We start from the raw sequence: 24,370 nt of genomic DNA on the forward strand, positions 1-24,370 counted from the left end.
CGAAAACCCCGCTCTGCCTGGCCATGGCATTTGCCCTGTGCGCAGCCCCTGTACAGGCGAAAAAATCCAAAGTCCCGGCCGAAGCTGCCAAGCCCGCGCCCTACGCCAGCACCTACCGGCCCATCGCCTCGCCGCCCGTGCTGCTGCGCAATGCCACCGTGCTGACCGGTACCGGAGAACGTCTTGATAACGCCGATGTGCTGATGCAGAACGGAAAAATCCAAGGCGTCGGCAAGGGCCTAACGGCACCGGAGGGTGCGCTGAGCGTGGATGCCACCGGCAAATGGATCACCCCAGGCATCATCGATACGCACTCGCATCTGGGTGTTTACCCGAGCCCGGGCATCGATTCCACCGGCGACGGCAACGAAATGACCAGCCCGGTCACGGCCGAAGTCTGGGCAGAGCACTCGGTATGGCCCCAGGATGCCGGCTTCGCCAAAGCATTGGCCGGTGGCGTCACCAGCCTGCAGATCCTTCCGGGCTCCGCCAATCTGATCGGCGGCCGCAGCGTCATCCTGAAAAATGTGGCCGCCACCACCGTACAGGACATGAAATTCCCCGATGCGCCGCATGGTATCAAAATGGCCTGTGGCGAGAATCCGAAGCGGGTTTACGGCAATAAGGGCGGTCCTGCCACGCGCATGGGTAATATGGCGGGTTTCCGTGAAGCCTTCCAGAACGCCGAAGGCTACCGCCGTCAGCTCGACCGCGGCGAAACCCCTGAACCCAATCTGCGCAATGAAACGCTGGCTGGCGTCATGCGCGGCGACATCACCGTCAACATCCACTGCTACCGTGCCGATGAAATGGCACAGATGATCGATCTTTCGAGGGAGTTCGGCTTCAAGATCGCCTCGTTCCACCATGCCGTGGAAGCTTACAAGGTGGCCGACCTGCTCGCCCGCGAAAACATCTGTGGTGCGCTCTGGGCCGATTGGTGGGGCTTCAAGCTGGAGGCCTATGACGGCATCGAAGAAAATATCGCGCTGGTCGACCGCGCGCCAGGCGGCTGCGCCATCGTGCATTCGGACTCTTCGGAAGGCATCCAACGCCTGAATCAGGAGGCTGCGAAAGTCATGGCGTCATCCAAACGCGTCAATATCGACATCAGCCCCGAACATGCCATCCGCTGGCTGACCTCGAATGCCGCCAAGGCGCTCCGTATCGACGACAAAACCGGCAGCCTGCAAGCCGGAAAAATGGCCGATGTCGTGGTCTGGAACGGCATGCCGTTCTCGACCTACGCCAAGGCGGAAAAAGTCTACATCGACGGCGCACTGCTGTATGACCGCGGCAATCGCGCCTTGCAGCCACGGGTCGATTTCATTCTCGGACAGGAGGGCCAGCCATGAGCCGCCGCATCGTATTTCTCGGCCTGATGGCCTTCGCTTTCGGCGCCCAAGCGCAGAATGTGCTGATCCGCAATGCCACGGTGCACACCGCCGGCGCCCAGGGCACGCTGCAGAATGCCGACGTTTTGGTGCAAGGCGGCATCATCCGCGCGGTCGGCCGGAATCTGGCCAATACCGGCAATGCACCGGTCGTGGATGCAGGAGGCAAACCACTGACGCCGGGACTGTTCGGCGGCATAACTGACATCGGCCTGGAAGAAATCAGCGCTGAAGACAGCACCGTCGACGCCAATCTGAATCTGAAGACCGGAGATTCCGGCCTGATTGAAACCCTGCGCCCGGAATTCGACGCGACCCGTGCTTATAATCCGCGCTCGACGCTGTTGGCGGTCGCGCGCGTGGGTGGCATGAGTTTCACCGCGCTCAATACCGGCGGCAGCCTGCTGCCCGGCCAAGGCGGCGTGATGCGCCTGGACGGTGGTTATGAACCGCTGCACCGCACGCCCTTCATCCGCATCGGCAGCAGCCAGCTGAATGAAAGCGGATCCAGCCGCGCCGCCCAGTTCATGTTGCTGGAGCAGGCCTTTGCCGAAGCCAAGATGCCGGTTGCCGGAGATCCGCGCCTGCTGACTGCCGCCGGACGCAATGCATTGAACGTAGCCGTACTCGGTAACCGTTTCCTGGTGACAGTGAACCGTGAAGCCGATATCCGGCAGGCTTTGAAGCTGTCGTCGAAAACCGGCATCCGCATTGCCATTGTCGGCGGTGCCGAAGCCTGGCGCCTCAGTGACGAACTGGCGGCGGCAAAGGTACCGGTGTTCCTGGATGCGCTGGACAATCTGCCGGGCAGCTTCGAGCAGATCGGCGCCAGCGAGGAAAATGCCGCACGCCTGCACCGTGCCGGTGTCAGCGTCAGTTTCATCAATGGCAATGATGCCTCGCATAACGCACGCAAGGTCCGTCAGATCGCCGGCGTTGCGGTATCCAACGGCCTGCCCTGGGAAGCAGGCTTGGCCGGCATCACTTCGGCACCGGCGAAGGCACTCGGCGTAGATAGCAAAATCGGCAGCATCGAAGTCGGCAAAACCGCTGATCTGGTGCTGTGGACCGGCGACCCGCTGGATGTGGCTTCAACGGCGTCCGCAATGTGGTTGGCAGGCAAGAACACCCCGCTGGTCTCTCGCCAGACCCTGCTGCGTGACCGCTATCTGGCACCGGAAAGCAGCCTGCCCCGCGCCTATCAACCCTGAGGAATCCGCATGACCATCAAACCTTTGGCGCTGATCTGCAGCGCCCTGTTGCTGCCCCCCTTGGTTGCCGCCGACAAACCGGCCTGGGATGTATCGGCCGATCACGGCAAAACCAAAAGCGTGCGCTTCAGTACCGATGAGGGCACTTGGCTGGATCTGGATGTCAGTCCGGACGGCAAGCGCATCGCATTCTCGATGATGGGTGACATCTATCTGTTGCCGATCTCCGGCGGCACCGCCCAACGCATCAGCACCGGTCCGGCTTGGGATGTGCAGCCGCGTTTCTCGCCGGACGGCCGCGAAATCGCATTCACCTCCGACCGCAGCGGTGGCAACAACCTCTGGCGCATGGCCGCCGATGGCAGCAATGCCGTCGCCGTGACCAAAGAGAAATTCCGGCTGTTCAACAATCCGGTGTGGACGCCCGACGGTCAGTACCTGATTGGCCGCAAGCACTTCACCTCGGGCCGCTCGCTGGGCGCCGGTGAACTGTGGATGACCCACCGCAACGGTGGCGAAGGTCTGCAGCTGACCAAGCGCCGCAACGACCAGATGGATCTGGGCGAGCCGGCGGTGAGTCCCGATGGCCGCTATGTGTATTACTCGGAAGACGTCAGTCCCGGCAGTTCCTTTGAATACAACAAGAACGTACACGGCGTGATTTACGCCATCAAACGGCTCGACCGTGAAACCGGCGAGACCGAAACGGTGGTCAATACGCCTGGCGGCGCGATTCGGCCGCAGCCTTCTCCGGATGGAAAACGTCTGGCGTTCGTGAAGCGCGTGCGCGATAAAACCGTGCTGCATGTGGTCGATCTCAAATCCGGTAAAGTATCGCCGGTCTGGGACGGTCTCTCGCACGACATGCAGGAAGTGTGGGCGATTTTCGGTCCTTATGCCAATTTCAACTGGACCCCGGACTCGCAATCGGTGGTGATCTGGGCCCAGGGCAAACTGTGGCGTGTGGACATGGCCAGCGGCAAACCGAGTGCGATTGCGTTCACTGCCGAAGTGCAACAGAAACTGACGGCTCCCATCCGGTTTAGCCAGCGCTTGGAAGGTGACAGCTTCACCCCGAAAATGCTCCGGGATGTAGCGACCTCGCCGGATGGCAAAACCGTAGTCTTCCATGCGGTCGGACAGCTCTGGAAACGCAATCTGCCAGGCGGCGCCATCACCCGCCTGACCAGCGAAAACGTGGCGTTTGAATACCAGCCGCATTTCAGCCGAGATGGCCGCAAGCTGCTTTACACGACCTGGAGCGACAAAGCCCAGGGCAGCATCCGCGAAATCGATCTGGCCAGCGGCAACATCCGCACGCTCAGTGACGAACCCGGTTTTTATTACCAACCGAAGTGGTCGCCGGACGGCAAGTATCTGGTGTTCATCAAGGACGGTGGTGGTGGCCTTACCGGCAGTCTGAATACCGGCATCCCCGGCATCTACATCACCCCGACTGCCAGCTGGTCACCGCAGAAGATCGCCGACGGCGGCGAGCCGCAGTTCACGCCGGATTCGAAAGCGCTGCTGTACATGAGCGGCGGCGGCCTTTCCAAAAAGGTGAATCGGATCGGCCTGCATGGCCAGAATAAGCGCGAACTGCTGAGTTTGAAATACGCCGACTCGGTGCAGCTGAGCCCGGACGGAAAGCATGTCGCCTTCACCGAACTGTTCAATGCCTATGTCGCACCGCTTCCCGCCTATGGCGGCAGCATTGAATTGAGCAAGGACACTACCGCAGTGCCGGTTACTAAACTGACCAGCAACGCCGGCCCGTATCTGCACTGGTCGGACGCCGATAGCGTGCATTGGATGCTGGGCAACCAGTATTTCAGCCGGGATATCAAACCCGGCGCTACGAATGCAGCGACATCGATGGCGTTCAGCATGCCGAGCGACCGTCCTTCCGAAACCGTGGCCTTCACAGGTGCCCGCATCATCACCATGAAAAATGCCGAGCGCCAGCAGGAAGTCATCGAGAACGGCACGGTACTGGTGCAGGGTGACAAAATCACCGCGGTCGGCGCGAGCGTTGCGGTGCCTGCCGGTGCGCGCGTCATCGATGCCCGCGGCAAGACCATCTTCCCCGGCATCGTCGATGCACACGCCCATGCCGCCCATTTCGGCGGCGGTGTGGTTACGCAGCAGAACTGGGCTTACTATGCCAATCTCGCGTTCGGCATCACCACCATGCATGATCCGTCGGCAACCTCGGAAACGGTGTTCTCGCAGGCCGAATTGCAGAAAGCAGGCACTCTGGTCGGTCCGCGCGTGATGTCGACCGGCACCATTTTGTACGGCGCCGATGGCGATTTCAAAGCCGTCATCAACTCGCTCGAAGATGCCCGCAACACCATCGCGCGCATGAAAGCGGTCGGGGCGTTCAGCATCAAGAGCTACAACCAGCCGCGCCGCGACCAACGCCAGCAGATCAATCAGGCCGCGCGTGAACAGGGGGTCCTCGTGGTCGAAGAAGGCGGCTCCACCTTCAACCACAACATGACCATGATGCTTGACGGCGTCACCGGCATCGAACACAACATTCCGGTCGCACCGCTTTACAAGGATGTGGTCGACACCTGGAAGGCTACCGATGTCCGCAATACACCGACGCTGGTGGTCAACTATGGCGGCCTGAATGCCGAGTACTGGTGGTACGACAAGATGAACATCTGGGAAAACCAGCGCTTCCTGAACTTCTATCCGCGCGAAGCGTTGGATGCCCGCTCCATCCGCCGGGAAACTGCGCCGGACTGGGACTACTACCATATCAAGGTAGCGCAACAAGCCAAACGTCTGCGCGATGCCGGCATCCGCATCCAGATCGGCGGTCACGGGCAGATGCAGGGACTGTCGCCGAACTGGGAAATCTGGTCGCTGGTTCAAGGCGGCTTCTCACCTTGGGAAGCGCTGCGCGCCGCCACCATCGACGGTGCCGATTATCTCGGTTTCGGTGCCGAAATCGGCTCACTGGAAGCAGGCAAACGCGCCGATCTGGTCATCACCAACACGAACCCGCTGGACAAGATCGAAAACACCATCGATACCGCTTACGTGATGGTCAACGGCCGTCTGTTCGATGCCGCCACCATGGCGGAAATCGGCGGCAAACAGCGCCCGGCGCCGGAGTTCTACTTCAACCGCCAGCAAAGCGGTTTGAGCGTTGGTCAGGAATACGGGCCGACCATGGAAGCCCAGGGCGATTGATGCTCTGTGCTTTGCTACACTGGAAGGCGCCGGCAACGGCGCTTTCCTTTTTTGGAGTCTGCCATGAAGTTCTACATTACCCTGCCTGACCCGGAAAGTGCACGCGGGGACAATCCCGCGCTCAGCTTCACCGCCAACGGCCACGATACGTTCGCCGAGCAATTGCAGCATGCACTGTCCGACCGCCGCTTCGTCGAGAACTGGCTGGCCGGCATGGATGAGGACAAGGCCGACCAGGTTGATCCGGCACTCCTGGCCATCGATGCCAAAGCCAAGGTCTCCGCGAAACAGCACGGTCTTGGTTTCATGCTGATTGCCGACACCGTACTCAACGGTGCTGCATTCAAGCACCGCATGCGCCAGCTGGCCGGAACCCACTGGCAACTGGTCGACGTCAAGTAAGCCGATGTCGGTCACCGAAACGCCGGAATCCATCATTGCCCGAAGCCGGCAGTGGATTGAAACCGTGGTGATCGGTATGAATTTCTGCCCGTTCGCCAAGCGCGAGATGCGGCGCGATACGGTACGCTTCATCGTCAGTCCGGACCCGGACATAGAGTCCGTGCTCTTGCAGCTGATTGACGAATGTACGCATCTGGATGTCGATGACGGCACGCAAACCACGCTGCTGATCCTGCCTGAAGGCTTCGCCGATTTTGACGACTATCTCGATCTTGCCGGTTTAGCTGAAGATCTGCTGGCCGATCGTGGCTATGAAGGCGTGTATCAGGTCGCCAGCTTCCACCCGGATTACCGCTTTGCCGACGCCGACGCCGATGACCCGGCCAACTATACCAATCGAAGCCCCTATCCGATGCTGCACCTGCTTCGGGAAGATGGACTGGAAGCCGCCATCGCCAGCTATCCCGATCCCGATGCGATTCCTGAAAACAACATCGCCAAGGCCCGTGCACTCGGTGCGGATTACTGGCTTAAACTGATGGCTGGACTGCACTCCACGGATTTATCGCCCCGCTGAGCCCAGCACTTACTGCCGGAGCACCTGCATGAAAAAAACTGCCGCCCTGCTGTTGATTCTCGCCCTGCCGGCCCAGGCTGCGCTGCCGCCGCAATACCAGAACCGAAGGGATCTGGAGGTCATGCTGGCATTCATCCAGCAGCATCCGAGAATCGAGGCCGGACTGAACGCCATCGACCTCGATGCCTATACAGTCCGTTATGAACGCGAGTGCATCGCTTCCTTCATCCGCGATGTGAAACCGAAACCGCCGGGATGGGTAGGTCCGCTCGACCCAATCGTTTTCAAAAGCAGCAACTGCGATTTGGGTTACCGTCCTTAGGCGTTGCCCGCTATTGGCACAGTGCTTATGATGGTCGGACGGATTTTTCGTCCGCAGCCGAGGTACCAGCGGTTTTTCCGTCACTTTTCCAGGAGTTCGCTTTGAGTCCGACCAGTCCCGCAAGCGCAAGCGCCGATATCCTGCTCCGGAAGTTATCGGAATTCATGCAGGAGCATGTTTACCCGGCGGAAGCCGAGGTCGCCGCATGGCAAAACGATCCGCAAACGCGCTGGTTGCCCTGCCCACGAATCGAAGCCCTGAAAGCACAGGCCCGTGATGCCGGCCTGTGGAATCTGTTCCTGCCCGATGCCGAACACGGTGCCGGCCTGAGCAACCGGGACTATGCGCCGATGGCCGAACAGATGGGGCGCGTGCTGTGGGCTTCGGAAGTGTTCAACTGCAATGCGCCGGACACCGGCAACATGGAAGTCCTGGCGCACTTCGGCAATACCGATCAAAAAACCAAATGGCTGTCGCCCCTGCTGCGTGGCGAGATCCGTTCCGCCTTTGCCATGACCGAACCGGAGGTGGCCTCTTCCGATGCCACTAATATCGCGCTTAGTATCCGTACGGACGGAAACGACTATGTCCTTAACGGACGCAAATGGTGGATCACCGGCGCAGGCGATCCGCGCTGTGCCATCCTGATCGTGATGGGCGTGACCAATCCGGAGGCCGATAAACACGCACGGCACTCGATGGTACTGGTGCCGATGAATACGCCGGGAGTTCGCATTGCGCGTGCGCTGGAAGCCTTCGGCTTCGATGACGCGCCCAGCGGTCACATGGAACTGGTTTTCGAGAATGTCCGTGTTCCGAAATCGAATCTGATCGGTGCCGAAGGCAGCGGTTTCGCCCTGGCCCAGGCGCGGCTCGGTCCGGGCCGCATCCACCACTGCATGCGCCTGATCGGCCTGGCGCAACGCGCGCAGGAACTGATGATCGAGCGCGCGAAATCGCGTATCGCCTTCGGCAAGCCGCTCGGTGCGCAAGGCATGGCGCAGGAAATGATCGCACTGTCGCATTGCGAAATCGCGCAGGCGCGGCTGCTGACGCTCAATGCCGCCGCCATGCTAGACGCCGGCGGCAACAAGGCCGCCAAAAACGAAATAGGAATGATTAAAATCGTCGCGCCGCGCATGGCGTTGCAGGTCATCGACCGCGCCATCCAGCTGTTCGGCGCCGAAGGTCTACAACATCCGTTCCTGCCGCATGCCTGGGTCGGCGCCCGCTGTCTGCGTCTGGTTGATGGCCCGGATGAAGTGCACATCACGTCCTTGGCCCGCGGGCTACTGAAGTAATTCCATGGGCGACTCCCGCGCTTCCCTGCAACTCCCAGATGCAGCACTGGCTGAATATCTGGGCGCACACATTCCCGGCTTTCAAGGCCCGTTGCAATCGAGCAAGTTCAAAGGCGGGCAGAGCAATCCGACCTATCTGCTGGAAGCCGCCAGCGGCCGGTATGTGCTTCGTCGCAAACCGCCAGGCACCTTGCTGGGCTCGGCGCATGCGGTCGACCGGGAATTCCGCGTACTGAAAGCACTTCACGGCTCCGGCGTTCCGGTTGCACATCCCCTGCACCTGTGCACCGATGACGCAATCATCGGGTCAATGTTCTATGTGATGTCCTATATCGACGGCCGGGTGTTCTGGGATCCGTCCCTGCCGGAACTGCAGACGGAACAGCGCACCGCGCTTTACGAGGTTCTGTTGCAAACACTGGCGGCCATCCACGCGGTGGATGTCGACAAAGCCGGTCTGATTGATTACGGCAAGCCGGGAAACTATTTCGCACGCCAGCTGGATCGCTGGAGCCGGCAATACCGCAATTCGGAAACGCAGGCCATTCCAGCCATGGAAGCGCTGATTACGCAGCTCCCCCCGCGCTGCCCGGAAGATGACGGCAGCATTGCCCTGGTGCATGGGGATTTCCGCATCGACAATCTCATGTTCACGCCGGACGGCGGCAAGGTGCTCGCCGTGGTTGACTGGGAGCTGTCCACGCTCGGCCACCCGCTCGCCGATCTGGGTTATCTGTGCATGGCGCTGCGTCTGCCGCGCAATCCGGCCCTGCCGGGTCTGGCCGGCATGGACCGCGAAGCACTCGGCATTCCCGACGAGCCGGCGCTGCTGGTCCGTTATGCCGAGTTGACCGGGCGCAGCATCCCTGCCGACTGGCCGTTCGTTCTGGCCTTCAGCTTCTTCCGCCTGGCCGCCATCGCCCAAGGTGTGGCCAAACGCGCACAGCAGGGCAATGCCTCGAGCGAACAGGCCCAGCAGGCCGGACAGATGGTGCAGATGCTGGCGGAGCTGGGATTGCGGGAACTGCAGAAATAACTCGGCCATTCACCAAGGACATCGATTTCATGAAGACGCAGCCATTATCGAATTTACGCTTCATGTTGCCCATGTTTCGGATGCTGGCTTTTGCCGCGATTGCCGTTTCCTGTTCGGTTTCCGCCGCAGGCGAAAACGGTTTTGTTTCGGAATCCCCGTTACGGCGCGTAGAGTACTGGCAGCTGCGCTCGGAAACCATCAATGCCGAACTGGAAAACCTTGCCGCCTTGCCGGCGGTGAAACTGGTCTTTCTCGGCGACTCCATCACCGATTTCTGGCAACTCGGCGAGAACCCTTGGGTGCGCGGGCAGAAGTTCGGCATAGACAGCTGGAAGCCGGCCTTCGTTGAAGGACTTCCGGAAAACCGGGCGCTGAACATGGGCATTTCCGGTGACCGAACCGAACATGTGCTTTACCGCATCCAGCGAAAGACTGCAGGCGGCCTGGGTCAACTGGATGCACCGGAACTGGATCCGGAGTTCATCGTGCTGATGATTGGCATCAACAATACCTGGGCACAGGAAGATCCTGTGGTCGAGAGCGTTTTCGCAGGAATTGTGTCGGTCCTGGATGCCGTGCATGCCCGAAAACCGAAGGCGCGCATCATCCTGCAGTCGCTACTGCCGACCAACGACGAAGTGCGCAACCGCGATGTGGTGGTTCCGGTCAACGCACGAATAAAGGACTTGGCTGCACGTCAGCCGCATGCCGCTTATACCGTGTTCCTTGATCTGCATCCGCTGTTCACCGATCTAAAAGGCGGACAGAACGGGGCACTGTTCGTGACCGATGGTGTGCATCCGAACGATGCTGGATACCGAGCATGGAGCGCGACACTGCTCCCCTTCCTGCGCTCTCAGCGGAACCCCTAAGCCCGGCAACTTGACGGATGCATATCAGGCCGTTGTAATGGCGGAAACCTGAGTACGGAGTCCGTCATGTCCGCACGTCCGAAGTGGTACCTGCCCGTTTCAATCCTCGCCCTGCTCTGGAACCTGATGGGCTGTGCCGCCTATCTCAGCGACGTCATACTGACCGCAGAAGACATCGCCGCCATGGATGCGACCCAACAGGCGCTGTACAACAGCCGTCCGGCCTGGGCGGTGGCGGCTACGGCCATTGCGGTCTGGGGCGGCGCGGCCGGGTGTATCGGCCTGATACTGCGCAAGCGCTGGTCAGCCGTGCTGCTCGAACTGTCACTGGCCGGCGTCATCGTGCAGGACATCGGCCTGTTCATCCTCAGCGGTGTCAATCCCGGCACTTTCGTGATGGTGATGCAGGGCTTGGTCTTGGTTATCGCCATCGGATTGGTAGTCCTTTCACGCAAATCCATCGCTAACCATTGGCTTTCCTAATTACAGAACGCGTTCACGCCCGAGCCGGCTGCGCTCCAGCCACCACAACATGCCGCTGACCACCAACCAGCCGATGAACCAGGGCCAGGGCGAACCCGGTACCGGCACGCGTGATGCCATGGCCGTGTCCGGAGCGCGTGCGGCCAGTTTCAGCGTGGCGGCACGGATCTGGCTGCGCCGCAATGCTTCACCTTCTTTCGGTGCGTGGACATAAAACGGCAATTGGTTTGCGCCGCTGTTCAGCGTGTACCAACCGGTGGTTTCCGGCCAGAATCCCGCGCAACCCCGGTTTATTCCGGTGGTTTCGACAATCAGCGGCTGCCATTCGCCCTCGGACTGAATGCTCGCATCCGCCTGCAACTGACAGAACACCATGCGTTCGTGCGGCCAGGCCAAATCACTTCGTCGCACCGGTGACGCTTCCGATTGCGGACGCGCCAACACCGAAACCAAACCGCTCCAGATCCGGCTGTGGGCATCGCCGAAACCGGCCAAGGCCAGGCGGTAGCTGTCCGACAATAGGATAATGCCGACGCGACCATTGCCCTGAGCGCGCCAGACGGCCAAAGCTTCACCCTGCGTGCCTGCCAGTGCAATCCGGGCATCGGCAGCGCTGACGCGTAGCGCTTGCCGGCTCAGTGTCGGCCATTCGGCATTTTCGGTATCCGGCGTTAATTGCACATTCTGCGTTAGCGTTGCCGGATCAATGCGCAAGCCCATCTGCCGGAAATCCGCGACCGTTTGTGCCGACACCGGTCCGGTCACGCGCAACAATAAGCCGAGACCGTTGCCAACGGCTTCACGGATAACCCGTCGTTGGTCGCCATCGAATCCCTGCCAGGCCCGTTCGTCGACAATCAGCATGTCCTGAGCGGCCAAGGTGTCGGCGCGGATTGTGGCATCCTCGGTGCGCACGGCCATCCCTGGCCCGAGATCAATGTGGCTTTGCAGCTGCAGGCCCGCATCCAATGCCCAGCGCCGGAGCGCCTTCAAATCGGGCCCGGGGCCACCGGAGCGGCTGAGCAGTTTCAATGCCGGCGGTTGGCTGACGGCCACCGGCACCGTGAAACTCTCCCTGATTTTTCCGGCGGAATCCAAGACCCGCAGTTGATAATTCACCCGACCGGCCGCGCGTGCGATGTCGGACAATGCGGCGTCTCCGGAAGCGCTGATTGCCGTGGTATCAACCAATGCACCGGAAGGATCGCGTAGTTCTACGCGCGCGCCGGTAATGCCGGAGACACGCAGACGCAACTGCCAACGGCCACCGATCACAATCGATTCCGGCATCCAGAAATCCACCAGACCGACAGGCGCTGTGCCGGGTAGAAACCGGATGCCACGACCTGCAACTGCATCCTGGTCGCGGGCGGTCAGACCATCCCCGACAATCAGCAAGCTTTCAATGCCAGGTGATTGCCGCAACAGCGTCGCCAGATCCGGAACGCGCGGCACATCCTGTCTTGTCGGTGCCTCCGGCAAGGCTACACGCTTGCCCACAGGAAGATTACCGACAGTATCGGAATGCGCCGTCATCACCACGCGCTCGCCAGCCGGCGCCTGCCGCGAGGGTGGCAACAGCGTGAAATACAGCAACAGCGCCGAAAGCGCGCTCAACACCGTCAAGGCGATGCCACGCCAGAGGCGTGACGGATGGCGACGTGCCGAAAGCTGGATCAGAACCGCGCTGATCAGCACGGCAATCGCGAACAGACCGGCAAGAAGACTTGCTGAGATCATGGCTGCCGCTCCCTTTGTAATGCACGCTGATAGGGACTCTCAACCGACTGCGGACGCCGCGCCTTCGGCACGGCCGGCGGTTTAGACAGTACCGGCCAAAGCAGCGCTTTGACAGCCTCGCGGCAACTGCGGCAATCCGGTCGACTCTCCATTTCCGCCAGCGCCACTTTCAGGCCCAGTGAGTCGGGCAGACGATCGCCATGATCGGCCATCCAACGTTTCAACCCAGCCGTCTCCGGCCGATCCGACGCATCCAGACTTTGCCAGAACACCAGCAGGGGAGCGTCCTCGCGATCGGCGGCACGTAGCATGTCTTCGGGCGCCTTGAAGCCACTGCGGTCGCCGCTGAGTCGACGGCTTTCATCAATCGGCGGCAGATCAGGACCGACACGGGCCAGATAGATGCGCTCGGCTTGCTGCACTTTCTTGATGAAGGCCAATGCCCGGTATTCGAAGGGCAGCGCTTTGGCCGGCTCGGCCTGCCGCAGGTGCAGTTCAGCCTGCCACATTTCATTCAATGCCGAACGCAGCAAGGATTTTGTTTCGGCATCCAGCAGGGTGGCTGCCTCCGGAATGTCATGCGTGTGGCCGAATTCTTCGAGGATACTCTGATTGGAAACAGTCGCGGATTTTTCAGGCGCTTTGCCGTCGCCATGGTCGTGTCCATCATCCGCGCTGTGCTCGCCGTCCTCCGGTGGCGGCTCCGGAGTTTCGGTTTCTTCGCCGAGGAACTGACCATAGCGTAACCGAAGGATGCGTTGATCAACGCCGATGGTGTCGGAACGAATTTCGAATTGATTACGGCTGATTTTCTTTTTATCCGCCAACAGTTTTTCACTGTCGATGATGATCTGGCGCTGACTCCGGAAATAGGCCGGCATCACTTTTTTTAGCATGCCTTCGACGCCGCTGGCCTCATAGGCATCCTCGACCGGCCAGCGCAGGATATACGCGGCGCTGACCGTACTATTGGCCTGTGGCCGACGCCTATCAGCAACGCGGAACTGCACAATCAGATCATCGCCGGCCTGCATACCGAGCGCTGCCAGATCCAATGCAGCGGCATAACGCCGCCGTTTTGCCGTGCCCTGGCCGTTCAACGGCCGGCTGATGCTTTTGAATTGGATGTTCTCGCCGTTGCCCTGCGCGAGCTGTATTTCCATGGCCGCGTCGGCCAGCCCGTAATCGTCTTCCGCCTCCAGCTGCAGCGGCCACGTGCGTTGTCCCGGAGCAAGCAGACTCAGGCTGCGATCGGGCAGACTGACGCGCCATTGCGGCGCCTGATCGGGAATGGCATCCAGCCGCTGCCAGGGTTTGGTCTGGGCCTGCCCGTCAATGACGACCCGGTACACATCCGAGGCGGGCATGACGGCATCCACTGTCCAGACATCGCCATCACGTCGCAGTGGCAATGTACGGCCGCTGAAAAACTGCAACTGCACCTGCTCGGGTTGTGGTGCGAAACGCAATTGCCAGGCAATCCGGCTGCCCTCCGGAAACTTCGCCGGCAGACCGGTTTCGTTACGAAGCGGAAGCCCCGTGTACGCCGGCGGGCTGATCCGAAGGCGGCCCTCAAGCAGCTTTACCGGAGTACGCGCAGCCGAACTCGACTTATTCTTTGTGATCAGCGTTTCTGCATCCTGCGACTTGGGCCAGAAATGCGCAGCAGCAAGCAGAGCCAAGGACAGTAACAGCATTCCGGAAATCCGTGCCACCGGATAGTGGCGGCGCAGATCCTGCTCCGGCAAGGCCGCCAGCCGTTGTTGCATCCGTTGACGCTGCAAGGCCACCAGACGCGGTTCGTCTCCCAGATTGCTGAACAGCAGATCGGTACTGTTTTCCATGACCGCCAACGCATCAAGGCGCTTTATCAGCCAAGCTTCGTCCCTGTTCTTCAGTCGGCGCTGCAAAATGATGGCCAACAGCAATAAGGTCGCTACTACACACACACCGGCGGCAAAGGCCCCGAAGCTCCGCCAGAGGATGAAGCCTGTTGCTGCCGACAGCGGAAGGCTTGCAGCAAGCGCGATGCCGACCTCACGTTGCCGGGCCTGCCTGAGCCAGCGCATTGGACGCGCCATGATCGTCATGCCGGCAAGCTCCGGCCTGGTCGTGTGGCCAGAACGCGTTCGGCAACGAACAACAGCGCGACGGCAAGCATCAGCCACGGTTGCAGCGGTTGCGGATCGGGCGCGACAGGCGAGGCACCGGAACGTGGCTGCTGAATTGAGGCCAAGGTGGCATCCGGTTGGGGTGATGTCGTCAGCACGGCCTGTAAACGCTCAGGAAAGGCGGCATCAAGCAGTTGCGGGGTTTGCGTTCCATTCAAGGGCTGTCGCCATTGAAGAATGCGCCCATTGCCGACGGCCTGCTGCACGAGCAGTATGCTGCCGTCCTCCGCGCGCCAAAGCACGTCTGATTCTCCGGCATCGAATACCGCATCGGGTACCAGCATGAGTGTGCCGCCACCTTGAACCCACCGGCGCGCCGTTTCCGGAATTTTGCCGGAAGATAGATACACCCATATCCGTGCCGATGCCGGTGGCGTGGCATCTGCGGCAACCAAAGGCACATCACGTTGCTGCGCATCCGGCAAATGCGCTTGCCAGACCCGGTAGGCGGCACGGAAATAACGCGCGCGCTCGGCCTTGGCCCGATCGGGCGTCAGCACCATTGACGGTATTTCAAGCCGCGACGCGGGTGCCGCCATCTGGCCTTTCACGATTTGCCAACGCACCGGGCGCTGCAATCGCGGCTGTTCGGCATCCCATCCACGCAGTCTTTCCGGCACCAGAATGGTCAGCTGGGTTCCTGCAGGAAGCTTTGCATCCAATTCGCGCAACAGGCTCGCTACCGGCACCGTCGTGTTTGGCACAGGACGCTCAGCCGGCGGAAATCCCGGAGCCAGCCAATGCCGGCTGACCGACTTTTCCGAAGGCAGCTCGGCATCGGACGGCCAGACCGCACTCGGCACCGCAACCAGCCAATGTTCCGGAGCCGGCGTTTGCTGACGGACCGGAATCGCCAGAAAAAGCACAAGCACGCTCAGCAGAAGCAAGCGGATCAGCAACAACAGCCATTCCTGCACGATCGGCTGACGGCGGGGACGGAAGCGGGCCTGCAGCCAGCGCAAGGCGGCGAAATCGGTGCGCTGTTCCTGCGAGCGCCGACTCAGATGGATCAACACCGGCAGCGCCAGAGCAATCAGGGCGAACAACGCGGAGGGCAGCAGGAAATTCATGCGCCTTCCTGAAAGCGCGCCTTGCCCTGCGCGAACAGACGTTGCAATGGCGCATCAAGGCCTTCATCCAGAACATACGGCACATGGCGGATGCCGGCCGAGCTCAGACGAAGCGTCAGTTCGCGGCAGGCGGCGGCAAAGGCATGCAAGTAATCCTCGCGGGCGGCAGCGGCATCGGTCAGCACCGCCGCGCCGGATTCGACATCGATGAAACGCCGGCCGTCACGGAACGGGAAGTCGCGCTCCTCAACGGTCAGGATCTGGATATTCAGCACTTCACGCCGGGCCGCGGCGAGACGCTCGATTAGAGCAAGCGCGGCTTCATCGAAATCATCGCTGAGCAACAGCACCAGATCATTGGCATGAATGCGCTCCCAGATCGGTCGGCAGCCGGCTTCATCCGGCCAGCCTCCCGCCGCGGAAAGTCCGCCCAGCACCTGCAGGCAACGATCCCGATGGCGGGTGCCGCTACCGGCATTGATGACCTGCAGACGCTCGCCGCTGACGGCAATCAGGCCGAAACGATCGCCTTGCCGGCAGGCCAGTTCGAACACGCAGGCCGCCTGCGCTTTCGCGGCCTGCAAACGACTCCAACCGGGGCGCGCAGCATCGGACTGCGCCATCGAAGCACTCGCATCGAGCAGCACCCAGGCTGCCAAGGGACTATCGCGTTCGGATTCACGCACGAAGAATTTATCCGAGCGCGCATACAGCTTCCAGTCGATCTGGCGCGGCTCGTCGCCCGGCTCGTAAGCACGGTATTGGGCAAACTCCATGCCGGCACCGCGCGAGCGACTGTGATGCTGGCCGATGCCGAGCGCACCGGACACCCGCCGTGACACCAGGCGCAGCGCTTTCAAGCGCGCCCGTACATCGGCGGGAATCAGATCGGGCCCGGACATCGCGTTATGTCTCAGCGCGGATACGGAACCGCGGCCAGCAACAGAGCCACCACATCATCAGCGCTTTTCTGTTCGGCTTCGGCCATGAAGGTGAGCAATAAGCGATGGCGCATCACCGGCGCTGCCAGGGCGCATACATCGTCTTCGGTGACGGCGAAGCGGCCATAGATGAGGGCGCGTGCTTTGGCGCTAAGCACCAGCGCTTGTCCGGCACGCGGGCCGGCGCCCCACTTCACCCATTGCCCGATGCCCGGTGTTTCGGACTGCGGCCTGCTGGCACGCACCAGACGATTGATCCAAGCCAGCATGTCAGCGCTGATGTGAACCTCGCGCACCAGTTTCTGCAATTCGAGCACAGCCTCGCCAGCCATCACCTTCGGCACCTGCGAAGAGCCGCTGCCGGTGGTCTGCATCAGGATGTCGCGCTCCTCGGCCTCGCTCGGATAATCGACACGGATATGCAACAGGAATCGGTCGAGCTGGGCTTCGGGCAGCGGATAGGTTCCGGCCTGTTCCAGCGGATTCTGCGTTGCCAGCACAAAAAACGGTTCCGGCAAGGCATGCGTGACGCCGGCATAGCTGACGGTATGTTCCTGCATGGCCTCCAGCAGGGCGGCCTGGGTTTTCGGCGGCGTGCGGTTGAGTTCGTCGGCCAGCAGCAGATTGGTGAATACCGGACCGGGCTGGAATTTGAAGTGGCGCTTGCCGGTGCCGTGATCTTCTTCCAGAATTTCGGTGCCGAGGATATCACTTGGCATCAGATCTGGGGTGAACTGGATGCGCCGGAACGACAGGGCCAGCGCCTGTCCGAGTGAGCGCACCAGCAGGGTCTTGCCCAGTCCAGGTACGCCTTCGAGCAGGCAGTGGCCGCCGGCGAGCAGCCCGATCAGCAATTGCTCGACCACTGCGTCCTGGCCGACGATGGCCTTGGCGATGGCGGCACGCAGCTCGCCGAGCTGCTTGAGGGTGGCTTGGATGTCGGCTTCAGTACTGGTCATGACGTGGCGTTCCGGGTGTGGGTTCTGGGTAAATCAGGCATTGAGGGCATACATCACGATGTTGACGGCGAACTTGGTATTGTCTTCGGCCAGAAAGCGCTTGTTGCGCCAATCGTAATCCCACTCACAGCCGTAATCCTTGTTGCTGTACAGCAGGCCGAGGCGGCCATCGAATTCGATGCCCTTGAGGTAATCATGCACGATATCGTCGCCCCAGCCATTCAATTCGAAACTGGTGGTCGGCGGCTCGCTGAAGCGGAAAAAGCTGGAATACAGCGGGTGCGTATTGGGAATCTTGCGCAGGGCCTTCGGTCCGAAAATGGAGGCCATCTGGGCCTCGAAGGACTTGGCGAACAAGCCATCGATATCGTGGTTGCAGTCGTCGACGAAAATGAAGCCGCCGCTGCGCAGGTAGGCTTCGAAGTTGCGGCGCTCGGCCGGACTGAACTGCACCAGCTTGTGACCGGCCAGATAGCAGAACGGCGCCAGACGCATTTTCGGATCCGACAGAGCGATGACGTGTTCTTTCGGGTCGACCCGAAGGCTGGTGTAATCGATCAGCGAGGTGATGATGTTGGACGGCATGCGCGCATCCACATCCCAGTCCCCGGACTCGTACATCAGCCGGGTGAAACGGAAGTCGTATTCAGGGCCTGCGGCGGCCATGCGCGGCAGTACGGCCATGGCCGCACCGCCGAACATCAAACGCAGGAAGTCGGCACGGTCCATGCCGGCTCCCGGGGCATCACACGGCGTCCGACAGCGACGTGAAGGTGAAGTCGCGGATCTTCATCGGCGGAATCATCATCACGAACGGCGACTCGTCATCGCCGAGGCGGATCGGCTTGCCGAGTTCTTCGATGTTGTTGAGCATGATCACCGGCGACTCGTTGAAACGGAAGTTCTTGATCGGATATTTGATTTCGCCGTTCTCGATGTAGAAGGTTCCGTCGCGGGTCAGACCAGTCAGCAACACGGTCTGTGGATCCACCATGCGGATATACCAGGTGCGGGTGACCAGAATGCCTTTCGCGGTGCCCTTGACCAGATCCATGGTGGACTTGGTGCCGCCGGCCATGATCAGGTTGCCGGGGGAACCCTTGGCTTCCTTGCCCTTCAGCTTGGCCCAGTAGCGGGAATACTCGAGATAGGACACTTTGCCTTTGTCGATGATGTTCATCTTCTCGCGCGGCAGACCCTCGCCGTCCCAGGGCATCACCGGCACGTCCGGGTTCCATGGATCCGTATGCAGACTGACACGCGGATCGAAAACCTGTTCGCCGATTTTGTTGCCACCGCCTTTCTTGGTCAGGAAGCTGCGGCCCTCGTCGGCCTGACGGGCATCGAAACCATTCATCATGAATGAAATCAAGCCGGCCGAAGCCGCTGGCTCCAGGATGACCGTGTACTTGCCCGGCTCAAGTGCCTTCGCACCGCGTGAGCCTTTCGCTTTCTGGATGGCCGTCTGGATTTCACGCGAGGCTTTGAAGTCTTCAACACTGCCGGCATTGCGGGCGACCCAGCCGGAGCCGGTGCCGTCTTCGGTACGCACGGTGCAGGTGTAATCCAGACCGGTCGACTGCTGGTAGGCAAAATTGCCATTGCTGTTGGCCGACGCAAAGAAACCAACGCTGTCGGACAGGAATCCAGCGGCAATCAGACCATCATTTTTGCAGGGGTTGATGGAATCGGCGGCGACCTGCGCGCGGTACTCCGGGGTAATCGCGGCGATGCCTGCATTGTAAGTCGGTGTGGGTTTATAGGTCTGCTTGCCGATGGCCGGAACGAATTCCTCGTTCTCGGGCGCCAGCCGCGCCAGCTCCTCGGCGCGGCGGACCACGCGTGCCAGTGATTCGTCATCGAACTCGTTGATGGTCGCGACGCCGACACGCTTGCCGAACGCGACCTGCACGGCCAGTTCGGCATTGGTGACGATGCCACTGGTGGACACGTTGTTCAGCGCGAAGCGGATGTTGCCGTTGATGCCGCCGCCGAGGGTGGCGGTGCACTCATCGGCCTTGCTCAGCGCAATGACCTTGTCGAGGATCGCTTTGGCCTGTTGTTCCGTATACATGCTCATGGATACTTGCTCCTGTAGTGAGGTCGGTTAGCCCAGGGACCGGGCCGTACTGATGACGTTGATGCCGTCGAAGCGCGCGGTGCTGGAACCGTGCGAGACCGCGGAAACCTGGCCGGGCTGGCCCTTGCCGTCGAAGAACGATCCGCCGAAACGGTAGTCGCGCTCGTCGCAGATGGCCGAACAGGCGCTCCAGAATTCCGGGGTGCGGATCTGGTAGGCGACATCTTCGACCATGCCCTTGATTTTGCCATTTTCGATTTCATAGAACAGCTGGCCGCCGAACTGGGCGTTGTAGCGCTGCTGGTCGATCGAGAACGAACCGTCGCCGATGATGTAGATGCCCTTTTCGACATTCTTGATCATGTCGGCCACCGACAGCGGTGTTTTGCCCGGTGCCAGCGAGACGTTGGCCATGCGCTGGAACTGCACGCTCGACCAGGAGTCGGCATAACAACAGCCGTGCGATTCGGATTCGCCGATGATATAGGCTTGGTCACGGATGGCCTGGTAGTTGACCAGCGTGCCGTCTTTGACCAGATCCCAGCGCTTGGTACGGACGCCTTCGTCGTCGAAGCCAACGGCGCCGAGGGTGTTCGGCTGGATCTTGTCGGCGAACAGGGTGACCCGGTCGCTGCCGTACTTGAACTTGTCTTTCAATTTGTCGATGGTGGCGAAGCTGGTACCGGCATAGTTGGCTTCGTAACCGAGGACACGGTCGAGTTCGAGCGGATGGCCGACGTTTTCATGGATGGTCAACCACAGGTGCGAAGGATCGAGCACCAGATCGTACTTGCCGGGCTTGACCGAGGGCGCTTTCAGTTTCAACTGCGCCTGCTTGGCCGCAGCAATGGCATCTTCTTTCATGTCAAAGCGGTCGTTGTAGGCCATCAAGCCGTTCGGCAGTTCGATGTGGCGGTCGCCGTCGAGATATTCGTAACCCATGCCCATCGGCGAGGACAGGCTGTCACGGCTGCGGAATTTGCCGGTGGTCTTGTCGATGGCGGTGACCGTGAAGGTCGGCCAGATCCGGTGCACGTCCTGGTCGATGTAAGAGCCGTCAGTGGAAGCGAAATACTTCTGCTCGTTGACCAGAAACAGCATCGAGTTGACGAAGTTGGCGCCGGCGGCCATGGCCGCACTGTTGGCGGAAAGCAGAAGGTCAACTTTTTCTTTGACCGGCACTTCCATCGCGTTTTTCTTGATCGGCGTGGCCCAGGACACTTCGCCGACGCCCTTGACCGGCGCCAACTGCACCGGCTTGGTCTGTGACTTGGCATTGGCTTTGGCGATGGCGACCGCCTGCTGGGCGGCTTTAGCGATAGCCGCATTGCTGAGGTCGCTGGTCGCCGCGAAGCCCCAGGTGCCATTGGCGATGACGCGGATGCCGGCGCCGATGGATTCGGTATTGACCACGTTCTGCACCTTGTCTTCGCGGGTAATCACGAATTGGCGCATATAGCGGCCGATGCGGACGTCACAGTAGCTGGCACCTGCAGCGGTCGCGGCATTCAGGGCGATGTCCGCCAGCACTTTCTTGCGTGCGGGATCCATTTTGGTCAGTAAGGCTTCGGCCGCCACGGCGTTGCCGAAGCCTGGAATCATGAAGCCGCTCAGGCCGATGCCCGATGCCGCCAAGAAATGTCGTCTATCCATCGCAGTGCTCCTGGGTTATAGAGGGGGTCGCGCCACCAGCGGGCAGCAGGCGAATCCCCATCATAGTGAAGGCCGCTCGGCATTGGCATAGCCCATTAGTCATGGCGACGGGGTTCATCCGAGCGAGCGGGCGGTATTGATGATGTTGATGCCGTCGAAACGGGTGGTGGCCGCGCCATGGGAGACTGCCGACACCTGGGACGGTTGGCCTTTGCCGTCGAAGAAGGAACCGCCATGACGGAAATCGCTTTCATCGCAGATGGCGGTGCAGGCGTTCCAGAACTCCGGGGTCCGGATCTGATAAGCCACGTCTTCGATCATGCCGGTGATTTTGCCATTTTCGATTTCATAGAACAGCTGGCCGCCGAACTGGGCGTTGTAACGCTGCTGGTCGATCGAGAACGAACCGCGGCCGAGGATGTAAATGCCTTTTTCGACGTTCTTGATCATGTCGGCGGGCTTCAGGGGGTTTTTGCCCGGCGACAGCGAAACATTCGCCATGCGCTGGAATTGCACGTCTGCCCAGCTCTGTGCATAACAGCAACCCTGCGATTCGGCTTCGCCGATGATATGGGCCTGATCGCGGATGGCCTGGTAATTGACCAGAATGCCGTCCTTAACCAGATCCCAGCGCTTGGTACGGACACCTTCGTCATCAAAGCCGACGGCACCGAGCGTTCCCGGCACGGTCTTGTCGGCGAACAGGGTGACGATATCGCTACCGTAGCGGAAGCCCTGCTCGCGCTTATCGAGCGTGGCGAAACTGGTGCCGGCGAAGTTGGCTTCATAACCCAGCACACGGTCGAGCTCCAGCGGGTGGCCCACGTTCTCATGGATGGTCAGGAACAGATTGCTCGGATCGAGCACCAGATCGTATTTGCCGGGCTTGACTGAAGGCGCCTTTAGCTTCATCACCGCGTGCTTGGCCGCCTGTACGGCGTCCTCGAGCATGTCATAGCGATCTTTGTAAGCCGTCAGCCCATTGGGCAGTGCGATGCTCCGGCCGCCCTCCAGGTACTCGTAGCCCATGCCCATCGGCGATGATAGTGCGTTGCGGCTGCGGAACTTGCCGCTGGCCTTGTCGATGGCGGTGACATTGAAATTCGGCCAGATCCGGTGCACGTCCTGGTCGATGTAGGACCCATCAGTGGAGGCGAAATACTTCTGTTCATTGACGATGAATAGTTGCGAGTTGATGAAATTGGCACCGGCGGCCATGGCCGCGGCATTCACGCCGAGCAACAACTCGACCTTGTCCTTGACCGGTACGGCCATGGCATTGCGGCCGATTGGCGTGGCCCAGGAAACCTGACCGACACCTTTGACCGGCGCCAGACGCACCGGCTCGGTCTGCGCCACGCTGTTGGCCTTGGCGATAGCGACCGCCTGGCGGGCTGCACGCGCGATGCCGTCATTGCTGAGATCGCTGCTGGCGGCAAAGCCCCAGGTGCCATTGACGATGACACGGATGCCGGCACCGGTGGATTCGCTGTTGAGCACGTTCTGCACCCGTTTTTCACGGGTGGTGATGGACTGCCGGAGATAGCGGCCGATGCGGACGTCGCAGTAGCTGGCACCGGCGGCGGTGGCGGCGCCGAGGGCGATATCGGCCAGCACTTTCTTGCGGGCCGGGTCCATGGTTTCCAGAAGCGCTTCGGCGGCCACTGCACGGCCGAAACCGGGAATCATCAGACCGCCGAGCGATGCGCCCGAGGCCGCCAGGAAATCACGTCTGTCCATGTAAACTTCTCCGTCACAAAAAACGTCAACCGATTCCCATCATAACTGAAATCGGGCGCGCGACAGATACCTAGATATTGCTTTCCTTGAGGACGTCCGAAATCGGTGAACCGGCCAGCTTGGCAAGCTCATTCAGGGACTTAGGCATTTCATTAACTAAATTGTTCTGGATGCTTTCCAGCTGATCGAATACGCGCTCGAAGACGTGCACCAGCGCGGGATCGAAATGTGTCCCAGAGCGCTCCCTAAAGAAAGTCAGGGTGTCTTCGGCCGACCAATCGGTCTTGTATGGCCGCGCCGAGCGCAGGGCGTCGTAGACATCGCAGATGGCGGCAATGCGGCCCGAGAGCGGTATTTCTTCACCTTTCAAGCCCTGCGGATAACCGCTGCCGTCCCAATGCTCATGATGGTAAAGCGCGATTTCCACCGCCAGCCGGGTCAGCGGTGTCGCCGCAGAGTCATTCAGGATGTGGAACCCGATGCGGGCGTGATGCTCCATGATTTCACGCTCTTCAGCGGTGAACGGCCCCTGTTTCTGCAAAATGGCATCTGAAATACCGATCTTACCGATATCATGCATCGGCATTGCCAGATGCAGATGCTGGCATTGCTCTTCTGTCAGGCCTATCGCCCGCGCCATCAGCACGGCATATTCACCGGTGCGCAGCATATGACGTCCGGTTTCATTTTCTTTAAATCCTGCGGCACGAGAGAGCATGCCGATGATGCCCTGGTAACTATCGCGCAGCCGGGCGGTTCGCTCGTGTACGGCCTGCTCGAGCTGGTCGCGTTCGGTTCGCAATGCATGGTTGGCAACTGCCAGCTCAAGATTGTTGCGCACACGCAAAAGTAGTTCGGGAAGATCCAAGGGCTTGCAGATGTAATCATTGGCGCCGAGCGATAGCCCCTTGCGACGGTCTTCCGGCCGACTGAGTGCGCTGGCGATGATGATCGGCGATGTGCTGCGGTCGCGTTGGCCGAGACTATGCAAAATGTCGAATCCGTTCGGTGACGGCATATCCAGGTCGAGCACCAGAAGATCCCATGGCATGCGCTGGAGCCAATCCAATGCATCCGCTGAATCGGTGAAGGCGGTCAGATTGCGCAGCCCGAAGGCCTTCATGCTGGATTCGAGAAGGCGCAGATTTGCTGGCGTATCGTCGACTAGGACAACGGTGGCATTCTTCAGGTGTTCGGGAAGCATCGATTCA

Annotated in this window: 19 protein-coding genes and 1 pseudogene; 10 read left to right on the forward strand and 10 right to left on the reverse strand. The window is 60.6% G+C overall.

Translation table 11 applies throughout. The annotated features are described in order from the left end of the window. Positions 1 to 98: 98 nt before the first annotated feature. From ACIQ1A_RS04870 to ACIQ1A_RS04915, 10 genes and pseudogenes are all read left to right on the forward strand, one after another. Positions 99 to 1,355 (forward strand): annotated as a pseudogene (locus tag ACIQ1A_RS04870) (amidohydrolase); the annotation flags it as partial. After that, positions 1,352 to 2,605: an amidohydrolase family protein gene (locus ACIQ1A_RS04875; protein ID WP_395769947.1), complete on the forward strand. Its 1,254-nt coding sequence runs from the start codon at positions 1,352 to 1,354 to the stop codon at positions 2,603 to 2,605. The pseudogene ACIQ1A_RS04870 and the gene ACIQ1A_RS04875, both read left to right, overlap by 4 nt. Positions 2,606 to 2,614: 9 nt before the next feature. Beyond that, entirely contained in the window at positions 2,615 to 5,812 is a 3,198-nt protein-coding gene (locus ACIQ1A_RS04880) for an amidohydrolase family protein (protein ID WP_395769948.1), read from the forward strand. Between the two features lie 63 nt (positions 5,813 to 5,875). After that, entirely contained in the window at positions 5,876 to 6,214 is a 339-nt protein-coding gene (locus ACIQ1A_RS04885) for a hypothetical protein (protein WP_395769949.1), read from the forward strand. Positions 6,215 to 6,218: 4 nt separating this feature from the next. Continuing rightward, on the forward strand, positions 6,219 to 6,791 hold the full coding sequence (locus ACIQ1A_RS04890; RefSeq protein ID WP_395769950.1) for a DUF1415 domain-containing protein: 573 nt from the start codon (positions 6,219 to 6,221) through the stop codon (positions 6,789 to 6,791). Positions 6,792 to 6,819: 28 nt separating this feature from the next. Beyond that, positions 6,820 to 7,113: a hypothetical protein gene (locus tag ACIQ1A_RS04895; RefSeq protein ID WP_395769951.1), complete on the forward strand. Its 294-nt coding sequence runs from the start codon at positions 6,820 to 6,822 to the stop codon at positions 7,111 to 7,113. 101 nt (positions 7,114 to 7,214) lie between these two features. Next, positions 7,215 to 8,414, forward strand: coding sequence for an acyl-CoA dehydrogenase family protein (locus ACIQ1A_RS04900; RefSeq protein WP_395769952.1), 1,200 nt, complete (start codon positions 7,215 to 7,217; stop codon positions 8,412 to 8,414). A 4-nt stretch (positions 8,415 to 8,418) separates the two neighbouring features. Further along, complete coding sequence (locus tag ACIQ1A_RS04905; RefSeq protein ID WP_395769953.1) at positions 8,419 to 9,450, forward strand: phosphotransferase family protein; 1,032 nt, start codon at positions 8,419 to 8,421, stop codon at positions 9,448 to 9,450. 62 nt (positions 9,451 to 9,512) lie between these two features. Further along, a complete protein-coding gene (locus tag ACIQ1A_RS04910; protein ID WP_395769954.1) occupies positions 9,513 to 10,322 on the forward strand; it encodes an SGNH/GDSL hydrolase family protein in 810 nt (269 codons plus the stop codon). Between the two features lie 66 nt (positions 10,323 to 10,388). Continuing rightward, positions 10,389 to 10,805, forward strand: a complete 417-nt coding sequence (locus ACIQ1A_RS04915; protein ID WP_395769955.1) for a hypothetical protein — start codon at positions 10,389 to 10,391, stop codon at positions 10,803 to 10,805. Here the strand turns inward: ACIQ1A_RS04915 and ACIQ1A_RS04920 are convergent, their stop codons facing one another. From ACIQ1A_RS04920 to ACIQ1A_RS04965, 10 genes are all read right to left on the reverse strand, one after another. Continuing rightward, positions 10,806 to 12,545 (reverse strand): hypothetical protein, encoded by a 1,740-nt coding sequence (locus tag ACIQ1A_RS04920; RefSeq protein ID WP_395769956.1) that lies wholly within the window; start codon positions 12,543 to 12,545, stop codon positions 10,806 to 10,808. Then, positions 12,542 to 14,635, reverse strand: a complete 2,094-nt coding sequence (locus ACIQ1A_RS04925) for a hypothetical protein (protein WP_395769957.1) — start codon at positions 14,633 to 14,635, stop codon at positions 12,542 to 12,544. Before ACIQ1A_RS04925 ends, ACIQ1A_RS04920 begins: the two co-directional genes overlap by 4 nt. Continuing rightward, entirely contained in the window at positions 14,632 to 15,786 is a 1,155-nt protein-coding gene (locus tag ACIQ1A_RS04930) for a BatA domain-containing protein (protein WP_395769958.1), read from the reverse strand. The genes ACIQ1A_RS04925 and ACIQ1A_RS04930 overlap by 4 nt, the downstream gene beginning before the upstream one ends. Next, a complete protein-coding gene (locus ACIQ1A_RS04935; protein WP_395769959.1) occupies positions 15,783 to 16,688 on the reverse strand; it encodes a DUF58 domain-containing protein in 906 nt (301 codons plus the stop codon). Before ACIQ1A_RS04935 ends, ACIQ1A_RS04930 begins: the two co-directional genes overlap by 4 nt. Positions 16,689 to 16,699: 11 nt before the next feature. Next, positions 16,700 to 17,686: an AAA family ATPase gene (locus ACIQ1A_RS04940; RefSeq protein ID WP_395769960.1), complete on the reverse strand. Its 987-nt coding sequence runs from the start codon at positions 17,684 to 17,686 to the stop codon at positions 16,700 to 16,702. Positions 17,687 to 17,719: 33 nt separating this feature from the next. Next, complete coding sequence (locus ACIQ1A_RS04945) at positions 17,720 to 18,415, reverse strand: DUF4159 domain-containing protein (RefSeq protein WP_395769961.1); 696 nt, start codon at positions 18,413 to 18,415, stop codon at positions 17,720 to 17,722. A 16-nt stretch (positions 18,416 to 18,431) separates the two neighbouring features. Continuing rightward, positions 18,432 to 19,766, reverse strand: coding sequence for a TldD/PmbA family protein (locus ACIQ1A_RS04950; RefSeq protein ID WP_395769962.1), 1,335 nt, complete (start codon positions 19,764 to 19,766; stop codon positions 18,432 to 18,434). Between the two features lie 27 nt (positions 19,767 to 19,793). Continuing rightward, positions 19,794 to 21,419 (reverse strand): TldD/PmbA family protein, encoded by a 1,626-nt coding sequence (locus tag ACIQ1A_RS04955; protein ID WP_395769963.1) that lies wholly within the window; start codon positions 21,417 to 21,419, stop codon positions 19,794 to 19,796. A gap of 114 nt (positions 21,420 to 21,533) precedes the next feature. Next, on the reverse strand, positions 21,534 to 23,159 hold the full coding sequence (locus ACIQ1A_RS04960; RefSeq protein WP_395769964.1) for a metallopeptidase TldD-related protein: 1,626 nt from the start codon (positions 23,157 to 23,159) through the stop codon (positions 21,534 to 21,536). A 70-nt stretch (positions 23,160 to 23,229) separates the two neighbouring features. Next, positions 23,230 to 24,363: an HD-GYP domain-containing protein gene (locus ACIQ1A_RS04965; protein ID WP_395769965.1), complete on the reverse strand. Its 1,134-nt coding sequence runs from the start codon at positions 24,361 to 24,363 to the stop codon at positions 23,230 to 23,232. Positions 24,364 to 24,370: the final 7 nt, after the last annotated feature.

Origin of the sequence: Arenimonas sp., assembly GCF_044353605.1 — a bacterium.
Lineage (GTDB): Bacteria > Pseudomonadota > Gammaproteobacteria > Xanthomonadales > Xanthomonadaceae > Arenimonas.

What these genes read in the sequence shown, in the direction of transcription:
- ACIQ1A_RS04875 (WP_395769947.1), top strand. Translation starts at nt 1,352, where the DNA reads ATGAGCCGCCGCATCGTATTTCTCGGCCTGATGGCCTTCGCTTTCGGC.
- ACIQ1A_RS04880 (WP_395769948.1), top strand. Translation starts at nt 2,615, where the DNA reads ATGACCATCAAACCTTTGGCGCTGATCTGCAGCGCCCTGTTGCTGCCC.
- ACIQ1A_RS04885 (WP_395769949.1), top strand. Translation starts at nt 5,876, where the DNA reads ATGAAGTTCTACATTACCCTGCCTGACCCGGAAAGTGCACGCGGGGAC.
- ACIQ1A_RS04890 (WP_395769950.1), top strand. Translation starts at nt 6,219, where the DNA reads ATGTCGGTCACCGAAACGCCGGAATCCATCATTGCCCGAAGCCGGCAG.
- ACIQ1A_RS04895 (WP_395769951.1), top strand. Translation starts at nt 6,820, where the DNA reads ATGAAAAAAACTGCCGCCCTGCTGTTGATTCTCGCCCTGCCGGCCCAG.
- ACIQ1A_RS04905 (WP_395769953.1), top strand. Translation starts at nt 8,419, where the DNA reads ATGGGCGACTCCCGCGCTTCCCTGCAACTCCCAGATGCAGCACTGGCT.
- ACIQ1A_RS04910 (WP_395769954.1), top strand. Translation starts at nt 9,513, where the DNA reads ATGTTGCCCATGTTTCGGATGCTGGCTTTTGCCGCGATTGCCGTTTCC.
- ACIQ1A_RS04915 (WP_395769955.1), top strand. Translation starts at nt 10,389, where the DNA reads ATGTCCGCACGTCCGAAGTGGTACCTGCCCGTTTCAATCCTCGCCCTG.
- ACIQ1A_RS04920 (WP_395769956.1), bottom strand. Translation starts at nt 12,545, where the DNA reads ATGATCTCAGCAAGTCTTCTTGCCGGTCTGTTCGCGATTGCCGTGCTG.
- ACIQ1A_RS04925 (WP_395769957.1), bottom strand. Translation starts at nt 14,635, where the DNA reads ATGACGATCATGGCGCGTCCAATGCGCTGGCTCAGGCAGGCCCGGCAA.
- ACIQ1A_RS04930 (WP_395769958.1), bottom strand. Translation starts at nt 15,786, where the DNA reads ATGAATTTCCTGCTGCCCTCCGCGTTGTTCGCCCTGATTGCTCTGGCG.
- ACIQ1A_RS04935 (WP_395769959.1), bottom strand. Translation starts at nt 16,688, where the DNA reads ATGTCCGGGCCCGATCTGATTCCCGCCGATGTACGGGCGCGCTTGAAA.
- ACIQ1A_RS04940 (WP_395769960.1), bottom strand. Translation starts at nt 17,686, where the DNA reads ATGACCAGTACTGAAGCCGACATCCAAGCCACCCTCAAGCAGCTCGGC.
- ACIQ1A_RS04945 (WP_395769961.1), bottom strand. Translation starts at nt 18,415, where the DNA reads ATGGACCGTGCCGACTTCCTGCGTTTGATGTTCGGCGGTGCGGCCATG.
- ACIQ1A_RS04950 (WP_395769962.1), bottom strand. Translation starts at nt 19,766, where the DNA reads ATGAGCATGTATACGGAACAACAGGCCAAAGCGATCCTCGACAAGGTC.
- ACIQ1A_RS04955 (WP_395769963.1), bottom strand. Translation starts at nt 21,419, where the DNA reads ATGGATAGACGACATTTCTTGGCGGCATCGGGCATCGGCCTGAGCGGC.
- ACIQ1A_RS04960 (WP_395769964.1), bottom strand. Translation starts at nt 23,159, where the DNA reads ATGGACAGACGTGATTTCCTGGCGGCCTCGGGCGCATCGCTCGGCGGT.
- ACIQ1A_RS04965 (WP_395769965.1), bottom strand. Translation starts at nt 24,363, where the DNA reads ATGCTTCCCGAACACCTGAAGAATGCCACCGTTGTCCTAGTCGACGAT.